Here is an 18521-nt window from a genome sequence, read left to right as displayed (position 1 = left end):
GTTCGGGGCACTGACGAGAAGGGAACCACCGTGAGCGAGAGGGACGTGCGGATCTGCGTCGTCGGCGACGAGCTGTCCGCGGGGATGGGTGACGCCCGGGGGCTCGGCTGGGTGGGGCGCGTGGTCGCCCGCACCGACGGCGAGGACCCGCTCTTCGTCACCTCCCTGGCGGTGCCGGACGAGACGTCCACGGCCCTCTCGGGACGCTGGGAGAGCGAGTGCCAGCGGCGCTTCGCCCCCGGCAGCGACAACCGGCTCGTCGTCGCCCTCGGCTCGGCCGACCTCACCGCCGGTCTGTCCCTGGCCCGCAGCCGCCTCAACCTCGCCAACATCCTCGACAGCGCGCGTTCCCAGCAGGTCGAGGTGTTCGTCGTCGGTCCCCCGCCCCGTCCCGGGGTGGACGGCGACGCGCTGGGCGCCCTCTCCGACGCCTACGCCGACGTGTCGACCCGGCGGCAGGTGCGGTACGTGGAGACCTTCGCGCCGCTGCGCACCCACGACCAGTGGCTGGCCGACGTCGCCGCCGGGGACGGCGTCCACCCCGGCCAGGCCGGGTACGGTCTGCTCGCGTGGCTGGTCCTCCACAACGGCTGGCACGACTGGCTGGGCCTCCCCCACGCCGCCTAACCCGACCAACGTCGCAGCTGGGGGATCAGGCGACGGCGGCACACGTCTACCGCGTCCCTCGGCCCACCATCTGGTGGATCCGGGGTGGGTCAGTAGGTGCGGTTCCAGCCGGGGAGGTTCATCGGGTTGATCGTCGAGCCGTTCTTCCACACCTCGAAGTGGACGTGGCAGCCGGTGACGTTGCCGGTCATGCCGGTGTAGCCGACGACGTCGCCCTGGTCGACCCACTGCCCGGCGCGCACGTTGAAGCGGCTGAGGTGGTTGGTCACGGTGACGTAGCCGCTGCCGTTCATCGTGCCGTGGTCGATGATGACCTGGTTGCCGTGCGAGGCGTTGCCCGGCGCGGGGATCGTCGCCTTGACCGTGCCGCTCGCGGCCGCGACCTGCGGGTTGCCGCACGCGGAGCGGATGTCGACGCCGGCGTGGAACCACTCGTAGCCGGCGAGCGGGTGCATGCGCATGCCGTAGGGCGAGGTGACGTACAGCGGGTTGGGCACCGGGGGGGTCATCGAGCCGGAGCTGCTGCTGCTGCCGCCACCGCTCGAGGAGCCGCCCCCACCGGAGGAGCTGCTGCCGCCGGAGGAGCCACCGCCGCTGGTGCCTCCGCTGCTCTGGGCGGCGGCCGCACGCCGCTCACGCTCGCGGCGTTCCTGCTCGCGCCGCTCGGCCTCCCGCTGGGCGACCGTGCCGGCGCGGTCCGCCTCGATACCGGCGATGATCCCGGCGAGACGGTCGTCGTCGGCCTCCTTCTGGGCGAGGTCCGAGTTGAGCCGGCCGCGCAGCTCCTCGAGCTCGGCGGCCAGCGCGGTCTGCTGTGCCTGGATCTCGACGATCTCCCGGCGGTGCGCGTCGGCAGCGGCCCGCGCCTCGTCGGCGGCGGCCACGGCCTCCTCGGCCTGGGCGTGGAGCTGGTCGATGCGGTCGCGCACGGCCTGCTGGCGCAGCTCCCGGTTGCGGTTGACGGCGGTGATGGTCTCGAGGTCGGTGATGACCTTGGTCTGGGTCCGCACCGCCGTGTCGACGATGGCCGTCTGGCGGATGAACTCCTCGCTCGAGCTCGCGTTGAGGACCACCGACAGCCCGCTGAGGGACGCCCCGCCGCGGTAGGTGCTGCGCGCGAGCTCGCCGATCGACGAGCGGGTCGACTCGATCTGCGCATCACCCTCGGCGAGCTGCTCACCGAGGTTACCGAGCTCGCTCTCCGCGAGGGTGAGACGGTCGGACACCGCCTGCTCCTCCCGCTCGGCGGCGGCGAGAGCGTCCTGGGCCTCCACCAGGGCGGCCTCGGCGAGCGGCAGCCGCGCGTTGGCGTCCTCGAGGGCGAGGTAGGCGGTGGCGAGGTCGGCGTTGGTCCCCTCGAGCCGGGACTCCAGCGCCTCGCGCTCGCGAGCGAGCTCCTCCCGCTCCTCGCGCTGCTGACGCAGCTGACGGTCGTACTCGCGGATCTCGTCGTCGTAGTCGGCGACGGCGGAGGTGCCGCCGGCGAGCAGCACGACGGCGAGCGCTGCGGACAGCAGGGCGCGGAGCGGGCGGCGGGGACGGGAGCGCGTCATGTCAGACCCTCGTGTAGCGACTCAGGGACACCAGCGAGCTGATGCCGGCGAGCAGGATGGCGGCGGCGACCAGGAGCGGTGCGATGAGCAGGACGTCGCCGGTGTCGACGAACTGCACCCACTGGAACTCCGTGGCCAGCCACCCCTCGACGAGGTAGCGCGCGGCCAGCCAGAGCCCGCCCACGGCGAGCGCGGCGCCGGCGAGCGCGGCGAGCGCGCCCTCGAGCATGAAGGGCAGCTGGATGAAGAGGTTGGAGGCACCCACGAGCCGCATGATCGAGGTCTCGCGCCGTCGGCTCATCGCCGACAGCCGGATCGTCGTCGTGATGAGGAGGACGGCGGTGACGATCATGACGCCCGCGAGGGCGACGGCGAGGAGCGTGGCGCGGTCGAGGATGAGGAAGAGTGGCTCGAGGAGCGCACGCTGGTCGACGACGTCCTCGACGCCGGGCCGGCCGGTGAGCTCGTCGGCGACCACCTGGTACTGCTCGGGGTCGACGAGCTTGATCCGGAAGGACACCTGCATCTGCTCCGGCGTGAGGGACTGCGTCCACACCGTGTCGGGCATCTGCTCCTGGAAGGCCTCGTAGGCCTCCTCCTTGGTCTCGAAGAAGACCTCGTCCACGTAGGGGGCCAGCGCCTCGGACGCGAGGAGCTCCTCGATGTCGGCGAGCTGGGCCTCGCTCACCTCACCGGTGGCGCAGGTGGGCACCGCGGAGTCCTGCGGGCACATGAAGACGGAGACCTCGACGCGGTCGTACCAGTCGTCCTTCATGTTGCCGATCTGCATCTGGAGCAGCGCGGCGGCGCCCACGAAGACGAGGGAGATGAAGGTGACGAGGACGACGGAGATCGTCATCGACACGTTGCGCCGCAGCCCGGAGGCGAGCTGGGAGAGAACGAACCGGAGTCGCATGAGAGCCCCTACCTCGCCGCGCCGTAGACGCCGCGCGACTGGTCGCGCACGGTGCGGCCGTCCTCGAGCTCGATGACGCGCTTACGCATCTGGTCGACGATCTCGTCGTCGTGGGTGGCCATGACCACCGTGGTGCCGATCCGGTTGATCCGGTCGAGGAGACGCATGATCCCGATGGACGTCGTCGGGTCGAGGTTGCCGGTGGGCTCGTCGGCCAGGAGGATCGCGGGCCGGTTGACGAAGGCGCGGGCGATCGCCACGCGCTGCTGCTCGCCGCCGGACAGCTCGTGCGGCATGCGCTTCTCCTTGCCCTCCAGGCCCACGGTCTCGAGGACCTCGGGGACCGTGGTGAGGACGTGGTGACGCGGCTTGCCGATCACCTGGAGGGCGATGGCGACGTTGTCGAAGACCGTCTTGTTCGGCAGCAGCCGGAAGTCCTGGAAGACCATGCCGATCTGGCGGCGCAGCTGGGGGACGCGCCACTGGGAGACGGTGGACAGGTCCCGGCCCAGGGCGAAGACCTGCCCGGACGTCGCGCGCTCCTCGCGCAGGACGAGGCGCAGGAAGGTCGACTTCCCGGAGCCGGACTGGCCGACGAGGAAGACGAACTCGCCGCGCTCGACCTCCAGGGTCACCTGGTCCAGCGCGGGTCGCGCGCCCCTGGCGTACACCTTGGAGACGTTCTCGAATCGAATCATGCTCTGGAGCCAGTCTCGGAAGTGGGGAAGGCGGAACTCTGGCCGTCTCGAGAGTAGGCACGCCTCTCCCCCGCTCCCCCGCCGACACGCCGACGGCGGTGGGGCGGGCCCGCGGCGTGCGTCCGGGCCCGGCAGCACGCGCTACCGGCGGATGTACCCCTGCTCGGTGGCGGCCGCGACGGCGGCGGTCCGGGACCCGACCCCGAGCTTGGCGTAGACGTGTGCCAGGTGCGACTTCACGGTCGCCGGGCTGAGGTAGAGCTCGGACCCGATCTGCTGGTTGCTCAGGCCGCGTGCGACGAGCCGGAGGATCTCGACCTCCCGCGGACTGAGCGCCTCGCCCCGGCTGCGCACCCGGTCCATCAGGCGGGCGGCGATGGCCGGAGCCAGGGCGGACCTGCCTCCGGCAGCGGCCCGCACCGCGGCGGTCAGCGCCTCCGGCGGGGCGTCCTTGAGCAGGTAGCCGGTCGCGCCCGCCTCCACCGCGGCAAGGATGTCGACGTCCGTCTCATAGGTGGTGAGGACGAGCACGCGCGGACCCCCGGCGCGCGCGGTGACGGCGGCGGTCGCCTCCGAGCCGTCCATGCCGCTGCCGAACTGGAGGTCCATGAGGACGACGTCGACGGCGGTCGTCGCGCTCAGCTCGACGGCCTCCTCCGCGGTGGCGGCCTCCGCGACGACGACGAGGTCCGGCTCGGTCTCGAGGACGGCCCGCAGCCCCGCGCGGACCACCGGGTGGTCGTCGGCGAGCAGCAGTCGGATGCGCGGCGCGCTCACGGCGCCACCCCCTCGCCGGCCAGCGGCAGCCGGACGGTGACCACGGTTCCCCGCCCGGGCGCCGACTCGACCGTCAGCGTGCCGTGGAGCGCCTCCGCCCGGGCGCGCATCGTGGTCAGGCCGAAGCCGCCGTCCGCGCCGGGGCGGACGTGCTGCGCGCCGAGGCCCACGCCGTCGTCGGCGACCGCCAGGCGGACCTCGTGGCCGACGACGTCGAGCGTGACACGCACGCGGGTCGCGGCGGCGTGCTGGACGACGTTCGCCAGTGCCGACTGCGCCACCCGCAGCAGGGCGACCTCGTGGCTCGTCGGCAGCTCGTCCGGTGCCGCCGAGGCGATCACGGCGGTGGGCACACCGGCGTCGGTGGTGGCGGCGGCCAGCCGCTCCAGCGCCGCTGGGAGCGCGCCGGCGTCGAGCCCCGGCGGTGTCTCGTCGCGCACGAAGCGGCGTGCCTCGGCGAGGTTGTCCACGGCCGCCTCCCGCGCCCGGACGACGTGGCCGGCCGCGACGTCCGGCCGGTCCGGCAGCGCTCGTTCCGCGGCGCGCAGCAGCAGCTGGATGCTCGAGAGTCCCTGGGCGAGCGTGTCGTGGATCTCCCGGGCGAGGCGCTCGCGCTCGGTGGACATCCCGGTGGCGCGCTCGGCCGCGGCCAGCTCGGCGCGGGTCTCGGTGAGCTCGACGATGAGCCGGCGGCGCGCGTCACTCTCCCGGTACAGCGCCTGGTAGCCGAGCACGGTCGCCACGGCCACGGCCGCCCCGAGGGCCGGGCCGACGACCATCGGGGCGGTGAGCGCGTGCTGGTGCCAGCCGAACCCGGCGACGGCGGCGACGGTCGTCGCCCCGACGGCCAGCAGCCCGGGCCGCAGTGGCAGGAGGTGCAGGTGGAGGAAGAAGAGCGGGAAGGCTAGCCACACGGCGTCGGCGGAGAACGCCAGCAGCACCAGCCAGCACACCGCGACGGCGGCGAGCCACAGCGCGGCTGCTCGCGACGAGCGACGCACCTGGGGCACCAGCGAACCGGCCGCGTAGCCGGCAGCCATGACGCTCGCCGACGTGACGACCGCGCCCACGCTGGGCACCTCCGACTGCCCGGCGCGCAGCACCACGAGCCCGAGCATGGCGAGCACCAGCAGGTGCAGGCACAGGCGCAGCACCCGCAGCACGGGGGTCAGCGCGTCGGGGTTCACAGGACGTCCAGCGTAGGCACGCCGCCGCACGGCGGCATCGGCCGAAAGGTGTAAGGGCACGTCGGCCGCCCAGGCCACCAGGACACGGCCGAGCGCCCGATGCCCGGCGGGGCACGACGCGCGGAGGCTGGGACCAGCGCCGGAGAACCGCTCCGGCACCGACACCGAGGAGGCCCCGACCGTGTTCCTGGCCTGGAGAGACCTGCGATTCGCCAAGGGGCGGTTCGTGCTCATGGGGGCCGTCGTCGTGCTCATCACCGTGCTCGTCGGGCTGGTCTCGGGACTGACCGCCGGGCTGGCCCGGCAGAGCACCTCGGCGATCACCGACCTGCCCGCCGACCACCTGGCCTTCGCAGCCCCGGCCGACGGTGAGGGGGTCGCCTTCACCACCTCCACCCTCGAGGAGCCCACCTGGCAGGCCTGGGCCGCGCAGCCGGGCGTCACCCGTGCCGAGCCGCTCGCCGTCGCGACCACCCGGGCGCAGGCCGGGGCCACCACCGCGGGCGTGTCGAGCTTCGGGGTGCGGTCGGGCTCCGGCCTGGCCCCCGCCGAGGTCACGCCGGGCTCCGTCGTCCTGTCCGCCACCGCCGCCGAGGACCTCGACGCCGGCGAGGGGGACACGGTCACGCTCGCCGGCGCCCGTCTCACGGTCACCGCCGTGGCCGGGGACCACTCCTTCAACCACACCCCCGTCGTGTGGGCCGACCTCGACGACGTCCAGCAGGCGGGCCGGGACGGCGCACCGGTGGCCACCGTGGTCGCGCTGAGCACCACCGGCACCGCCGGTCTCGCCGCCGCCGACGCCGAGCTCGGCACCGTCACGGTCAGCCGCGCCGACGCGCTCCGCGCGATCGGCTCCTACACCTCCGAGAACGGCTCGCTGCAGCTCATGCGCGGCTTCCTCTTCGCGATCTCCGCGCTGGTCATCGGTGCCTTCTTCACGGTGTGGACCGTCCAGCGCTCCGGGGACGTCGCGGTGCTCAAGGCTCTCGGCGCCTCGACGCGCTACCTGCTGCGCGACGCCCTCGGGCAGGCCGCCGTCCTGCTCGCGCTGGGCACCGGCCTGGGGATGGCGATCGTCGCCGGGCTCGGCCTGGCGATCGGCGGCGCCGTGCCCTTCGTCCTCAGCGTGTCGACGACGCTGCTGCCCGCCCTCGTCCTCGTCGTCCTCGGCGTCCTCGGCGCCGGCCTCGCCGTCCGTCGGATCACCGCCGTCGACCCCCTGACCGCACTTGGGAGCACCCGATGACCCTCGACCTGTCCCACATCACCCTCACCTACCCCGACGGCCCGTCGCGGTTGACCGCCCTCGACGACGTCACCGTGACCGTCCCGGCCGGCACCGTCACCGCCCTCGTCGGCCCCTCGGGCTCGGGCAAGTCCAGCCTGCTGGCGGTCGCCGCCACGCTCGTCGCACCCGACTCCGGGCGCGTCGTCGTCGCCGGCACCGACACCGCGGGGCTGAGCCGCGGGGAGCTGACCGGTCTGCGCCGGGCGAGCATCGGCACGATCTTCCAGCAGCCCAACCTGCTGCCCTCCCTGACGGCGCTCGAGCAGCTGCAGGTGGTCGCCCACCTCGCCGGGACGTCCGCGTCGGCGGCGCGTGCCCGCGGGCTGCAGCTGCTCGACGCCGTCGGACTGGCCGACCGCGCCGACCACCGACCCCACCAGCTGTCCGGCGGTCAGCGGCAACGGGTGAACATCGCTCGGGCGCTGATGAACGAGCCCGCGGTGCTGCTCGTCGACGAGCCGACGAGCGCCCTGGACCACGAGCGCGGCTCGGCCGTGCTCGGCCTGCTCACCGCGCTCACGCGCGAGCGGCGGACCGCGACGGTGCTCGTCACGCACGACCGGTCACAGCTGGGCGGCGTGGACGCCGTCGTGGAGATCCACGACGGCGCGGTCGTCGCCCGCAGCGAGCCGGCCACCGCCGGCGGCTGAGCCCGTCAGGCGTCGTCGCCCTCGTGCTGCTTGCGCCAGCGGATGCCGGCCTCGATGAAGTCGTCGATCTCGCCGTCGAACACGGCCGAGGGGTTGCCCTGCTCGTGCTCGGTGCGCAGGTCCTTGACCATCTGGTAGGGCTGCAGGACGTAGGAGCGCATCTGGTCACCCCAGCTCGCCTTGACGTCGCCGGCGAGCGCCTTCTTCGCGGCGTTCTCCTCCTGCTGACGCACGAGGAGCAGGCGGGACTGCAGGACGCGCAGCGCGGCGGCGCGGTTCTGGATCTGGGACTTCTCGTTCTGCATCGAGACGACGATCCCCGTGGGGATGTGGGTCATGCGCACCGCGGAGTCGGTCGTGTTGACGGACTGGCCACCGGGACCGGAGGAACGGAAGACGTCGACCTTGATCTCCGACTCGGGGATCTCCACGTGGTCGGTCTGCTCGATGAGCGGGATGACCTCGACGGCGGCAAAGGACGTCTGGCGCCGGCCCTGGTTGTCGAAGGGGGAGATCCGCACGAGGCGGTGGGTGCCGGCCTCGACGGAGAGGTTGCCGAAGGCGTAGGGCGCCTTCACCTCGAACGTCACGCTCTTGAGCCCGGCCTCCTCGGCGTAGGACGTGTCGAGCACCTTGGTCGGGTAGCCGTGCCGCTCGGCCCAGCGCAGGTACATGCGCATGAGCATCTCGGCGAAGTCGGCGGCGTCCACGCCACCGGCACCCGCGCGGATCGTCACGACGGCCTCGCGCTGGTCGTACTCCCCGGACAGCAGCGTGCGGACCTCGAGGTCCTCGAGGTCCCTGCGGACGGCGGCGAGCTCGGCCTCGGCGTCCTGGAGGAAGGCGTCGGCGTCCGCGCCGTCCTCCTCCTGCCCGAGCTCGACGAGGGCCTCGAGGTCCTCGATCCGCTGGCCCATCCGCTCGACCCGGTTGAGCTCGGCCTGGGCGTGGGAGAGCTGGCTGGTCACCGCCTGCGCGGCGTCCTGGTCGTCCCACAGGTCGGGGGCGCCGGCCTTCTCGGAGAGCTCGGCGATCTGCGCGCGCAGGGCGTCCGGGTCCGTCACCGCGCTGATGGCGCGGTAGGTGGAGCGCAGGTGCTGGATCTCGGTCGGGAAGTCGATGGCCACGATCACCCAGGCTACGCGATGACGGCCGGCGACGAGTCCGCGCGCCGCCTCAGCCGAGCACCAGGCGGACGGCGAGCAGGAGCATGACCACGCCGATGACGACGTCCAGCACCCGCCAGGTGCCGGGCCGGCCGAGCAGGGGGGCGGCCGCCCGCGCGCCCAGCCCCAGGGCGGAGAACCACGCGACGCTGCCGACGACGGCGCCGGTGGCGAACCACCAGCGCCCGTCCGCGTACTGGTTGGCGATCGAGCCGAGCATGAGCACCGTGTCGAGGTAGACGTGCGGGTTGAGAAAGGTCAGGGCGAGCGTCGTGGTGACGACGCGGCCCCGTCCCCTCCCCCGGCCTTCGAGCGGGTCCAGGACCTGCGCCCGTCGGGCGCTCCACAGGGAGCGCAGCCCGTAGGCGGCGAGGTACGCCGCACCGGCCCACCGCGCCACCGTGAGCACGACGGGGTGCTCCTGGACGAGGATGCCCACCCCGCTGACGCCGACGACGATGAGCAGGGCGTCGGACAGCGCGCAGATCGCCACGACGACGCCGACGTGGTGGCGGGTCAGGCCCTGCCGGAGGACGAAGGCGTTCTGCGCGCCGATCGCGACGATGAGGGACAGGCCCGTGAGCAGGCCGGCGAGGAGGGGTGCCACGCCGACGAGGCTAGGATCGCGGGCTGCTGAAGCCAAGCGAAAGTTTGTGCAGCGGCATTAGCGTTGCTTTATGACCCTGCGTCCGGAGCAGCTGGCGGCGCTCGTCGCGATCGTCGACGAGGGCAGCTTCGAGGCCGCCGCCCACCACCTGTCCGTCACGCCGTCCGCGGTCAGCCAGCGCATCCGCGCGCTTGAGAGCCAGGTCGGGCAGGTCCTCCTCCTGCGCACGATCCCGAGCCGTGTCACGGAGGCCGGCGCCGCGGTCCTCCGCACGGCGCGCCAGCAGCAGCTCCTGGAACGTGAGCTGCACGCCGAGCTGTCCGCCCCCGGCGGCGGGGGGACGTCACCCCTGCCCGTGGCGGTCAACGCCGACTCCCTCGCCACCTGGTTCGTGCGGGTGCTCACCGAGTGCGCCTCGTGGCCGGACGTCAGCCTGCGGCTCCACGTCGAGGACCAGGGCCACTCCGCCACGCTCCTGCGCACCGGGGCCGTGCTCGGAGCGGTCACCTCGGAGCCCGTCGCGGTGCAGGGGTGCTCGGTCGAGCCTCTCGGCACGATGCGCTACGTCCCCGTGGCCGCACCCGGGCTGGTCGAGCGGTGGACGCGCGGACGCACCGTCGACTGGGCGGGCATGCCCGTCGTACGGTTCAACGCCAAGGACGACCTCCAGCAGCGGGTGCTCGCCGCCCGCGGCGTCACGACATCACCACCGACGCACGTGGTCCCGTCCTCCGAGGGCTTTCTCGCGGCCGTCCGTGCCGGTCTCGGCTGGGGTGCCGTGCCGGAGGAGCAGCTGGGGGACGACGTCGGGCGCGGACGCCTCGTCCGCCTCCCCGGGCGCGACCGGATCGACGTCCCGCTCTACTGGCAACGCTGGCGCCTGCGTTCGGAGCGGATCGACCGGGTCACTGCGGCGGTCCGCTCAGCGGCGGCGACACTCCACCCGCGAGCGGCTCCTGCCGCTCAGAAGGTGTAGGCGATGACGACCATGGCGATGAGCACGACCGCGATGACGGCGCTCGTCACGCGCCACCACAGCGGCTGCACGGGTCGGTGCCGCTCGCCGTCGTCACGCAGCTCCGGGGGCAGGTCACTCATCGCCGTTCCTTCCGTCGGTAGGCGGGGGTGCCGAGGGCCAGCACGAGGAGGGCCAGGACCATGACCGCGATGATCACCGTCGCCATGGCGACGGCGTCCTCGCCGAGGACACCGACGAGCGGGCTCACGACGCCCGCGATCCCGGCCTGGGCCGCCCCGATGAGTGCGGCGGCGGAGCCCGCACGCTCGCCGTGGCGGCTGAGCGCGAGCGCGCTCGCGTTGGGCGGCACGACGGAGTTGACGCTGAGGAGCAGCCACAGCGGGACGACGATCCCCACGAGGCCCCCGATGTCCCGCGAGGCGATGACGTAGAGCGCGACGGCGAGCACCATGGCGACCGGCACGGCGACCCGCATGATGTGGAGCGGCTCGAAGCGCTGGACGATGGCGGCGTTGACCTGCGCGCCGAGGACGAGGCCGATGCCGTTGACCGCGAAGAGGAGCGCGAACTGCGTCTCCCCGAGCCCGTACTCCACCTGGAAGACGAAGGGCGAGCCGGCGACGTAGCTCATGAGCGCGCCCAGGCCGAGACCCGGCAGGATCGCGAGCGCGACGAACTCCCGGTCGCGCAGCAGCACCCGGTAGCTGCGCAGCGCGCCGCCCAGCCCCTCGCTGAGACGCCGCTCGGGGGGCAGCGTCTCGGGCAGGAAACGCCACATGAAGACCATGAGCGCCACGCCGAGCGCGGCGAGCACGCCGAAGACCGCGCGCCACCCGGCGATGTCGGCGACCAGGCTGCCCGCCGTCGGGGCGAGCAGGGGCGCGACGCCGATGACGAGCATGAGCCGGGAGAGGATCGCCGAGGCCGTGGCCCCGCTGTAGCGGTCGCGGATGACGGCCATCGCCGTCGTCATCGCGGCGGCGTTCCCGACGCCCTGGATGACGCGCAGGACGAGCAGGGGAACGATGCCCGGCGCGAAGATGCACAGCACCGAGGCGATGACGTGGAGCAGGACGCCGATCATCACGGGCCGGCGCCGGCCGTAGCGGTCGGACAGCGGGCCGGCGAGGAGCTGGCCGACGGCACCACCGATGAGGACTCCGGTGATGGTGCCCTGGACGAGCGCGGGCGTCGTGTCGAGCTCGGTCGCCACCACGGGCAGCGACGGCAGGTACATGTCGGTGGTGACCGCGGGCAGCGCGGCCATGACGCCGACGAGGAGGATGAACTTCGCACTGGGCCGGGGGGCACGCGGGGCGAGGTTGGTCACCGGACAATGGTGCACCACCGCCGGGGGGCTCCCGGACCCGGCGCCCCTCCAGCGGTGGTGAGGCCGGACTCAGTCGTCGCCCACCGCGGTGACGTCGATGCGGCCGCGGCGTGGAGCAGGGGCAGCGGCGGTGGGGGCGTCGGTGAGCTCGGCGAGCGCGGCCGCGAGGCGGCGCTCGATCTCCGTCTCGGTCAGCCGTCCCGCCTCCAGGGTGCGGTCGGCCGCGACGTAGTAGAACGCCGCGCCGATCTCCTCGAGCGGCCGGCCGGTGTGCCGCGACCACGCCAGGCGGTAGAGGGCGAGCTGGAGCTCGCGGGCGGCGAGGGTGTGGGCGTCGCGGGGTGGTGCGCCGGTCTTCCAGTCGACGACGTGCAGGCCGTGCTCGTCGTCGAAGACGGCGTCGATCCGGCAGCGGACCACCGTGCCGGCCACCGCCGTCTCGAGGTCGACCTCCACCGCGACGGGCGAGCGCGTGGCCCACGCCGAGGTGGTGAAGGCACGCTTGAGCTCCTCGAGGTCGGGGGCGGCACCGGCCGGCCTGTCCGTGGGCTCCTCGACACCGAACAGCGCGTCGGCGCCCTCGACGTCGAGGAGGCTCGGCGCCCCGTAGTACTCCTCGACCCACGCGTGGAAGAGGTTGCCGACGCTCGCGTGCTCGCTCGGGGCGCTCGGCATGGGCCGGCGCCGCTCGAGGGCGAAGGCGTGCGGGTCCTGCGCGAGCCCGACGACCTTGGACGCGGACAGGTGCGTGCCGAGCGACACCTCCAGCCCGGCGGCGCGCGACTCCTCCCGCTCACGGAGGAGCAGCTCGGCGTCCCGCACCCACCGGGCGACGTCGCCGGCGGGCTCCTCGGGCAGGTCGGTGGCGGTGCGGACGGCGACGGCGGCCGCCTCGAGGCGCTCACGACGCTCACCGAGCGGGTCGAGGGGCCAGGTCGCCGCGACGAGGCGTTCCAGGCTGGGGTTGACGGCGTCCTCGGCCGGCTCCGGGGCCCACCCGAGCGGGGCCTCCTCGACGAGCCCCGCGTCGCGCGGCTCGGTGAGGAAGCGCGAGGGCGGCAGCGGCGTCTTGCCGGTCCGGAACCACGACCCGGTGAGCAGCAGGGTGTGCCGGGCCCGGGTGACGGCGACGTACGCGAGGCGCCGCTCCTCTCCGACGGCGTGACGGCCGCCGTCGCGCCGGAGCTGGGCGAGGGCGTCGCGGACGTCGGCGTGCGTGGGGGCCGGCGGGATCTCCAGGGCGGGCAGGCTCTCCGCGTCACCGCGCAGCGGGTAGGGCAGCGCGGTGCGGTCGGTGAGCCAACCGGCCGAGCTGACCGCACCGTCGGCCGACGGGCGGCCCTTGTAGCTGGGGAACTGGGACTCGACCATGCCCGGCACGGCGACGACGTCCCACTCCAGGCCCTTGGCGGCATGGACGGTGAGCACCTGGACGGCGCCCGGCTCCGGGTCGGCGTCGACCGGCTCGAGGCCACGCTCACGCTCCTCGGCGGCGTCGAGCCAGCCGAGGAAGGTGCCCAGCCCCGCCCCGGTGTCGGCGGCGAAGGAGGCGGCGACGTCGACGAAGGCGTCGAGGTTGCCGCGGGCGTGCGCGGGGACGCGGCCCGCTCGCGCGGCGACCTCGATGTCCAGGCCCATGAGCCTGATCGTGTGGGCGACGACCTCGGGCAGGGACAGGTAGCTGAGGGAGCGGACCTGACGCAGGAGGTCGCCCAGCCGCCGCACCCGGCGCAGCCCGTCCGCGGTCATGGTCGCGCCCGAGGGCGCGCGCCACCCGGCGGCGGGAGGCTCGTCGACGGCCTCGACGACGCTCGCCTCGCCCGTGGCGCCGGTGGCCGCGGCGAGGGAGCGGGCCCAGGCGCCGAGGACGTGGAGGTCGGCGGCCCCGAGGCCGGCCCCGGTGAGGAGGCGCATGGCGGAGTCGCCCCGGGAGGCGTCGTGGGCGGCCTCGAGCGCAGCACGGACGTCGACGACCTCCGGCGCGGCGAGGAGCCCGCCGAGGCCCAGGACCTCGACCGGGACCCCCCGGGCCCGCAGCGCCTCGACGACGTCGGTGAACTGCGAGCGGGTGCGGCACAGGACGGCGGCCGTCTGCTCCGGTGCCCACCGCTCGACGAAGAAGTCGGCGATGCCGGCGACCTCCTCCGCCGTCGACCCGGCGTAGCCGGCGAGGACCCGACCCTCCCCCGCCCCGGGGCGGGCGACGAGCTCGGGGACCTCCACCGGCGCCGGCGCGGAGCCTTCGGGCAGGCGCAGCGGCCCGGAGACCCGGTTGGCGACGGCGAGGATGCGGGCGTCGTTGCGCCACGAGGTGCGCAGGTAACGGGTGGGGGTGTGCTCCTGCCCCGCGCGGCCCAGGCTCGGGAACTGGGTGGGGAAGTCGGCGAGCGCCGCGGCGGCGGCCCCTCGCCAGCCGTAGATCGCCTGATTGGGGTCACCGACGGCGGTAACCGCGTGACCGCCGCCGAAGACCGAGGAGAGCAGCCGGAGCTGGGCCACCGAGGTGTCCTGGTACTCGTCGAGCAGGACGAGGGGGTACTGCTCACGCAGCGCCTGCCCGACGGCGGGCACGGTCTCGGCGATGCGGGCGGCCATGGCCACCTGGTCGGCGAAGTCCATGACGCCGTGCTCCCGCTTGGCGCGGGCGTAGGCGTCGACGAGGTCGAGGAGCGCCAGCCGCTCCCGCAGCGAGCCGACGACGGCGAGGGTGGGCGCGTAGGGGGCCTTCGCGCGCGGGGCCGGCGTGGCGTCGGTGAGCGAGCCGGCGAGCTGCTCGAGCTGCTCGCGGGCGTCGTCGGTGGTCAGGAGGTGCTCGGCCAGCGCCCCGGACAGGGAGAGCACCGCCTCGGTGACCGAGCCGGGCGAGGCGTCGACGTCGAGTGCGGCGTGCCAGCCCTGGACGACGCCGTCGGCGAGCTGCCAGGCCCCGGCCTCGGTGACGAGCCGGGCGTCGGGGTCCATGCCGATACGCAGCGCGTGCTCCTTGGCGATGTCCGCGGCGAAGGAGTTGTAGGTGGCGATGGTGGGGCGGTCGACGTCCATGCGGGCGTCCTGGACGGCGAGCAGGCCGGCGCGCCGGAGCTGACGCAGGCGCAGCCGGACGCGGTCGGAGAGCTCGGCGGCCGCCTTGCGGGTGAAGGTGAGGCCGAGGACCTCGTCGGCGCGCACCTGCCCGTTCGCGACGAGGTGGACGACGCGGGCCGACATCGTCTCGGTCTTGCCCGAGCCGGCGCCGGCGACGACGAGCTGCGGCGCGAGCGGGGCCTCGATGACGGCCTGCTGCTCCTCGGTGGGCACGTGCTGGCCGAGCGCGCGGGCGATGTCCGCGGGGCTGTGCCGGGCGGGGGTGAGGGTCTCGGTCACTGGGTCACCTGTCGTCCCTCGCTCTGCAGCGGGCAGCTGCGCCGCACCGGGCAGTGGCTGCAGCCGGTGTTGACGCGCGCCTCGAAGCTCGCGCCGGCCATCGTGTCGGCGACCCGGGCGACGAGCGTGTGCGCCCAGGCGGGGTCCTCGGCCTCGCGCGGCGGGACCTGGCGCCGCTCGGTGGCACCCGCCTTGCCGGTGCCGAGGTAGACGAGCCGCGCACCGGCCGACTCCGCGGCGCCCGGCAGGCCGCCGGCCTCGACGGCGACCTGGTAGGTGGCGAGCTGGGCGTTCGTGCGGGCCTCCTCCTCGCTCACCGGGTTCTTGGAGGTCTTGAGGTCGACGACACGGACGGTCTCGCCCTCGCCGTCCGCGGGGCCGAGCCGCTCGACCCGGTCGATCCGGCCCTTGAGCAGGGCGCGACCGACGGCGGCCGCGAAGTCCGTCTCGACGTCGACCGCGCCGGGGACGCCCGCCACGTAGTGCGCGAGACGCTCGACCATGAGCTCGGCCTCCACCCGGGAGCGCCGCCCGACCCAGCCGTCCCCCAGGCCGAGGGAGGCCCAGCGGGAGTCGAGCGCCGCCCGCAGCTCCTCGAGGGTGCCGTGGGGGTGCTCGGCGGCGATGTCGTGGACGAGGTTGCCGAGGGACTGGTCCAGGGAGTCCTCCCGCCGGCCGCCGGCGGTCTGCAGCGCCCACCGCAGGGGGCAGCGGTCGGCGGTCTCGACGGCCGACGGCGAGACCCGCACCTGCTGGTCGGCGGCGGCGAGCGGCGCGGTGCTGCTCGCCGCCGCCAGCCCGTGCCACTCCTCGGGGTCCGCGCCGGGGACCTCGTGCGCCGCGAGGTGGGCGAGCAGCGCGGCCGCCGCCTCGCGCCGGGCGGGCCTGCCCGCGCCGCGCGCGTGGGCGAGGAGCTCGGAGTCGAGGGCGGCGCGCAGCTCGGCGACGAGGCCGCGCAGGTCCAGCGCGGGCGGGACCGGGCCGGCGGCCTCCTCGGCGGACTCGGCGCCGAGGAGCTCGAGGAAGGAGGAGGGGCGGTCGTCGAGGTCGAGGACTGCGGTGGCGACGAGCCGGCGGGTGGCGCGCGAGACGGCGACGGCGAGCATGCGCAGCTCGTCGTCGAGGACGTCGCGGCGCGCCTGGCTGCGGGCCACGGGGGTGCCGGGCTCGCGCCGGCCGGAGGCGATGTCGGCGAGCTCCCCCGCCCCGAGCAGGGTGTCGCGCAGGCGGAGGTCGGGCCACACGTCCTCCTGGAGACCGGCGAGGACGACGACCTCCCACTGCCCACCCCCGGTGCCGGCCGGGGTGAGGATCGCGACGGTCTCGCGGCGCTGCCCCTGGGCGGCGAGGGTGTCGGCCGCGATGTCCTGCGCGAGCACCTCGGCGACGAAGCCGGCCGGGCCCGCCCCGGCGTGCCGCTCGTCGAACTGCTCGGCGGCGCGGAAGAGGGCCATGAGCGCGTCGAGGTCCGCGTCGGCTCGCTCCCCGCCGGCGCCCCCGGCCAGGGCACGCCGGCGCCACGGCTCGGCGAGGCCGGCGGCGTCCCACAGCGCCCACAGCACCTCGGTGGCCCCACCACCGCGCTCGTGGGCCGCGCGCCCGGCCGCCAGCAGCCGGCTCACGCGCACCGGGCCGCTGCGGTGCGGCCCGGGGAGGTTCGCGGCGCGCACCGGCTCGGCGAGGACCTCGAGAAGGAGCGCGTCGGTGGCAGCCCGCACCGCGACCGGGGCGCTGCCCTCGGGCAGCTCGGCCGCCACGGCCCCGCGCAGCGAGCGGCGCAGCCCGCGCAGGGACACCGAGTCCATCCCCCCGAGCGGGGAGCACAGCAGCGCGACGGCGGCCTCGGCGTCCAGGGTGCCGGTGACCGCGCGCAGCGCCGTGAGGAGGGGACGCACGGCGGGCTCGTCGCGCAGGGCCTGACGCGCACCCTCCTGGGCGACCGGGACCCCGGCCTCGCGCAGCTGGCGGCGCAGGCCGGCGACCTGCCCCGTGGAGCGAACGACGACGACCATCTGCGACCACGGCGTGCCGTGGTGCAGGTGCTCCTCCCGCAGCCGCCGGGCGACGTGCGCGGCCTGCTGGCTGGGACTGCGCAGGACGGCGGTCTCCACGCCCCGGGGCGGCTGCCCCGGCCGCGGCTCCGGCTCGCGCACCTCGGCGTGGTGGGCGGTGCGGTGGCGCGCACCACCGACGACGGAGATCTCGCTCGTCACCCGGCGGGTGACCGCGCGCAGCGCGGGCGTGCCGCGCCACACCGTGCCGAGGACCTCGCGCTCGGCGTCGAAGCCACCGATCGCCTCGCGGGTGACGGCACGCCCCACGAGCGCCGGTGTCCCGCCACGGAACCCCTGGACGCCGGCGTCCGGGTCCCCGAGCAGGACGAGCTCGGCGCCGTCGTCGGCCAGGGCGTGGAGCAGGCGGGCCGTGGCGAGCGTGGCGTCCTGGTAGTCGTCGACGACGACGGTCCCCCAGCGCGGCGGGGCGAGGTCGGGCAGGTCCTCACGCCAGGTGCGCAGGGCGTGGGTGGCGACGTCGACGACCGCGGCAACATCGTACCGGGCGCCGCGGTCCGCCGGGGTCTCCCCCAGCACCGTGACGTCCGTGTACTCCGCGAGGACGACGGCGGCCGACTCCCACTCCGGCCGGCCTGCGCGGCGGCCGAGGTCGGCCAGCTCCTGCGGGCTGAGGCCGAGCTCGACGGCGCGGGTGACGAGGTCGCGGAGCTGGTTGCGGAACGCGGGCTGGGCGCGGGTGTCGGGACCGATGCCGGCGGGCCAGCGCGGGTCGCGGCCCAGGCCCTCGGCGTGGCCGGCGAGCAGCTCGGCGAGCGTCGCGTCCTGTTGGGGTCCGGTAACGAGGGTGGGCGGCGGCTGCCGCAGCGCCGCGGCCCGCGCGTGGACGACGGCGTAGGCGAAGGAGGCGACCGAGCGGACCAGCCCGCGGGTGCTGCCCCCCTCACCGAGCAGACGGGTCCCGACGGCGTCGCGGACGCGGTCCGCGGCACGGCGCGAGGGGGCGAGGAAGAGGGCCGGGCTGCTCAGCGGGTGGCTGCCGAGCGCGGCGGTGGACCCGGCGCGGGCGAGGAAGGTCTCGACCGCCGTCGTCGTCTTCCCGCTGCCGGGTGCGCCGACGACGAGCAGGTGCCCGGAACCGGACGGCCGCACCACCACGCGCAGCTGGTCGGCGTCGAGGTCCACGGCGGCGCGCGCCGCCGGGACGCTGAGCCGGACCGCCATCTGTGTCACGCGTCGATGGAACCACGGGCCACCGACATCCAGGGTCACGCCGTCGGCGAACCCGGTCGGCCCGCCGCGTCCCGCCCGCCTACGATGGGTCGACAGCCCGTCAGCCGCGGCCCCGGCCGCCCCAGCAAGGAG

At 74.9% G+C, this 18521-nt stretch carries 15 protein-coding genes; 4 read left to right on the top strand and 11 right to left on the bottom strand.

Annotated features, from left to right (window positions below):
* Positions 1 to 30: 30 nt before the first annotated feature.
* Complete coding sequence (locus tag GD632_RS01735) at positions 31 to 627, top strand: GDSL-type esterase/lipase family protein (RefSeq protein ID WP_152188004.1); 597 nt, start codon at positions 31 to 33, stop codon at positions 625 to 627.
* A gap of 89 nt (positions 628 to 716) precedes the next feature.
* Here GD632_RS01735 and GD632_RS01730 read toward each other — a convergent pair whose 3' ends face one another.
* From GD632_RS01730 to GD632_RS01710, 5 genes are all read right to left on the bottom strand, one after another.
* The gene (locus GD632_RS01730) at positions 717 to 2180 is read right to left on the bottom strand and encodes a M23 family metallopeptidase (protein ID WP_152188002.1); all 1464 of its coding nucleotides are present in this window, start codon (positions 2178 to 2180) and stop codon (positions 717 to 719) included.
* 1 nt (position 2181) lies between these two features.
* Positions 2182 to 3096: a permease-like cell division protein FtsX gene (ftsX, locus tag GD632_RS01725; protein ID WP_152187999.1), complete on the bottom strand. Its 915-nt coding sequence runs from the start codon at positions 3094 to 3096 to the stop codon at positions 2182 to 2184.
* A gap of 8 nt (positions 3097 to 3104) precedes the next feature.
* Positions 3105 to 3794: a cell division ATP-binding protein FtsE gene (gene ftsE / locus GD632_RS01720; RefSeq protein WP_152187997.1), complete on the bottom strand. Its 690-nt coding sequence runs from the start codon at positions 3792 to 3794 to the stop codon at positions 3105 to 3107.
* Between the two features lie 141 nt (positions 3795 to 3935).
* Complete coding sequence (locus GD632_RS01715; RefSeq protein WP_152187994.1) at positions 3936 to 4571, bottom strand: response regulator; 636 nt, start codon at positions 4569 to 4571, stop codon at positions 3936 to 3938.
* Positions 4568 to 5758: a sensor histidine kinase gene (locus GD632_RS01710; RefSeq protein ID WP_226924408.1), complete on the bottom strand. Its 1191-nt coding sequence runs from the start codon at positions 5756 to 5758 to the stop codon at positions 4568 to 4570. Before GD632_RS01710 ends, GD632_RS01715 begins: the two co-directional genes overlap by 4 nt.
* Before the next feature lie 181 nt (positions 5759 to 5939).
* Here GD632_RS01710 and GD632_RS01705 point away from each other — a divergent pair, with 181 nt between their 5' ends.
* A complete protein-coding gene (locus tag GD632_RS01705) occupies positions 5940 to 7007 on the top strand; it encodes an ABC transporter permease (protein WP_152187990.1) in 1068 nt (355 codons plus the stop codon).
* Complete coding sequence (locus GD632_RS01700) at positions 7004 to 7699, top strand: ABC transporter ATP-binding protein (RefSeq protein ID WP_152187988.1); 696 nt, start codon at positions 7004 to 7006, stop codon at positions 7697 to 7699. Before GD632_RS01705 ends, GD632_RS01700 begins: the two co-directional genes overlap by 4 nt.
* Positions 7700 to 7704: 5 nt before the next feature.
* Here the strand turns inward: GD632_RS01700 and prfB are convergent, their stop codons facing one another.
* Both prfB and GD632_RS01690 read right to left on the bottom strand, forming a co-directional pair.
* Complete coding sequence (prfB, locus tag GD632_RS01695; RefSeq protein ID WP_152187986.1) at positions 7705 to 8826, bottom strand: peptide chain release factor 2; 1122 nt, start codon at positions 8824 to 8826, stop codon at positions 7705 to 7707.
* A gap of 49 nt (positions 8827 to 8875) precedes the next feature.
* Positions 8876 to 9472: a LysE/ArgO family amino acid transporter gene (locus tag GD632_RS01690; RefSeq protein WP_152187984.1), complete on the bottom strand. Its 597-nt coding sequence runs from the start codon at positions 9470 to 9472 to the stop codon at positions 8876 to 8878.
* 70 nt (positions 9473 to 9542) lie between these two features.
* On the opposite strand from GD632_RS01690, the gene GD632_RS01685 reads away from it, so the two are divergent.
* Positions 9543 to 10448, top strand: a complete 906-nt coding sequence (locus tag GD632_RS01685) for a LysR family transcriptional regulator ArgP (protein WP_152187982.1) — start codon at positions 9543 to 9545, stop codon at positions 10446 to 10448.
* Here GD632_RS01685 and GD632_RS16340 read toward each other — a convergent pair.
* The 4 genes from GD632_RS16340 to GD632_RS01670 all read right to left on the bottom strand — a co-directional run bounded on the left by GD632_RS16340 (position 10436) and on the right by GD632_RS01670 (position 18380).
* Complete coding sequence (locus tag GD632_RS16340) at positions 10436 to 10570, bottom strand: hypothetical protein (RefSeq protein WP_264371870.1); 135 nt, start codon at positions 10568 to 10570, stop codon at positions 10436 to 10438. The two genes, GD632_RS01685 and GD632_RS16340, sit on opposite strands and share 13 nt — an antisense overlap.
* Positions 10567 to 11781: a multidrug effflux MFS transporter gene (locus GD632_RS01680; RefSeq protein ID WP_226924406.1), complete on the bottom strand. Its 1215-nt coding sequence runs from the start codon at positions 11779 to 11781 to the stop codon at positions 10567 to 10569. The genes GD632_RS16340 and GD632_RS01680 overlap by 4 nt, the downstream gene beginning before the upstream one ends.
* A gap of 69 nt (positions 11782 to 11850) precedes the next feature.
* Positions 11851 to 15144 carry an ATP-dependent helicase gene (locus tag GD632_RS01675; RefSeq protein ID WP_152187980.1) on the bottom strand — a complete coding sequence of 1098 codons (3294 nt, stop codon included), beginning with the start codon at positions 15142 to 15144 and terminating at the stop codon, positions 11851 to 11853.
* A complete protein-coding gene (locus tag GD632_RS01670) occupies positions 15141 to 18380 on the bottom strand; it encodes an ATP-dependent helicase (protein WP_152188370.1) in 3240 nt (1079 codons plus the stop codon). Before GD632_RS01670 ends, GD632_RS01675 begins: the two co-directional genes overlap by 4 nt.
* Positions 18381 to 18521 lie beyond the last annotated feature (141 nt).

This window comes from Georgenia satyanarayanai (assembly GCF_009193135.1).
Classification (GTDB): Bacteria; Actinomycetota; Actinomycetes; order Actinomycetales; family Actinomycetaceae; genus Oceanitalea; species Oceanitalea satyanarayanai.
The sequence above is the reverse complement of the archived record's forward strand: the minus strand, read 5'-3'. Positions and strand labels throughout refer to the sequence as shown.

Excerpts from the sequence above, each read along its gene's own strand:
- GD632_RS01685 (WP_152187982.1), top strand. The coding sequence starts at position 9,543 with ATGACCCTGCGTCCGGAGCAGCTGGCGGCGCTCGTCGCGATCGTCGAC.
- GD632_RS16340 (WP_264371870.1), bottom strand. The coding sequence starts at position 10,570 with ATGAGTGACCTGCCCCCGGAGCTGCGTGACGACGGCGAGCGGCACCGA.
- ftsE (WP_152187997.1), bottom strand. The coding sequence starts at position 3,794 with ATGATTCGATTCGAGAACGTCTCCAAGGTGTACGCCAGGGGCGCGCGA.
- ftsX (WP_152187999.1), bottom strand. The coding sequence starts at position 3,096 with ATGCGACTCCGGTTCGTTCTCTCCCAGCTCGCCTCCGGGCTGCGGCGC.
- GD632_RS01670 (WP_152188370.1), bottom strand. The coding sequence starts at position 18,380 with ATGGCGGTCCGGCTCAGCGTCCCGGCGGCGCGCGCCGCCGTGGACCTC.
- GD632_RS01730 (WP_152188002.1), bottom strand. The coding sequence starts at position 2,180 with ATGACGCGCTCCCGTCCCCGCCGCCCGCTCCGCGCCCTGCTGTCCGCA.
- GD632_RS01700 (WP_152187988.1), top strand. The coding sequence starts at position 7,004 with ATGACCCTCGACCTGTCCCACATCACCCTCACCTACCCCGACGGCCCG.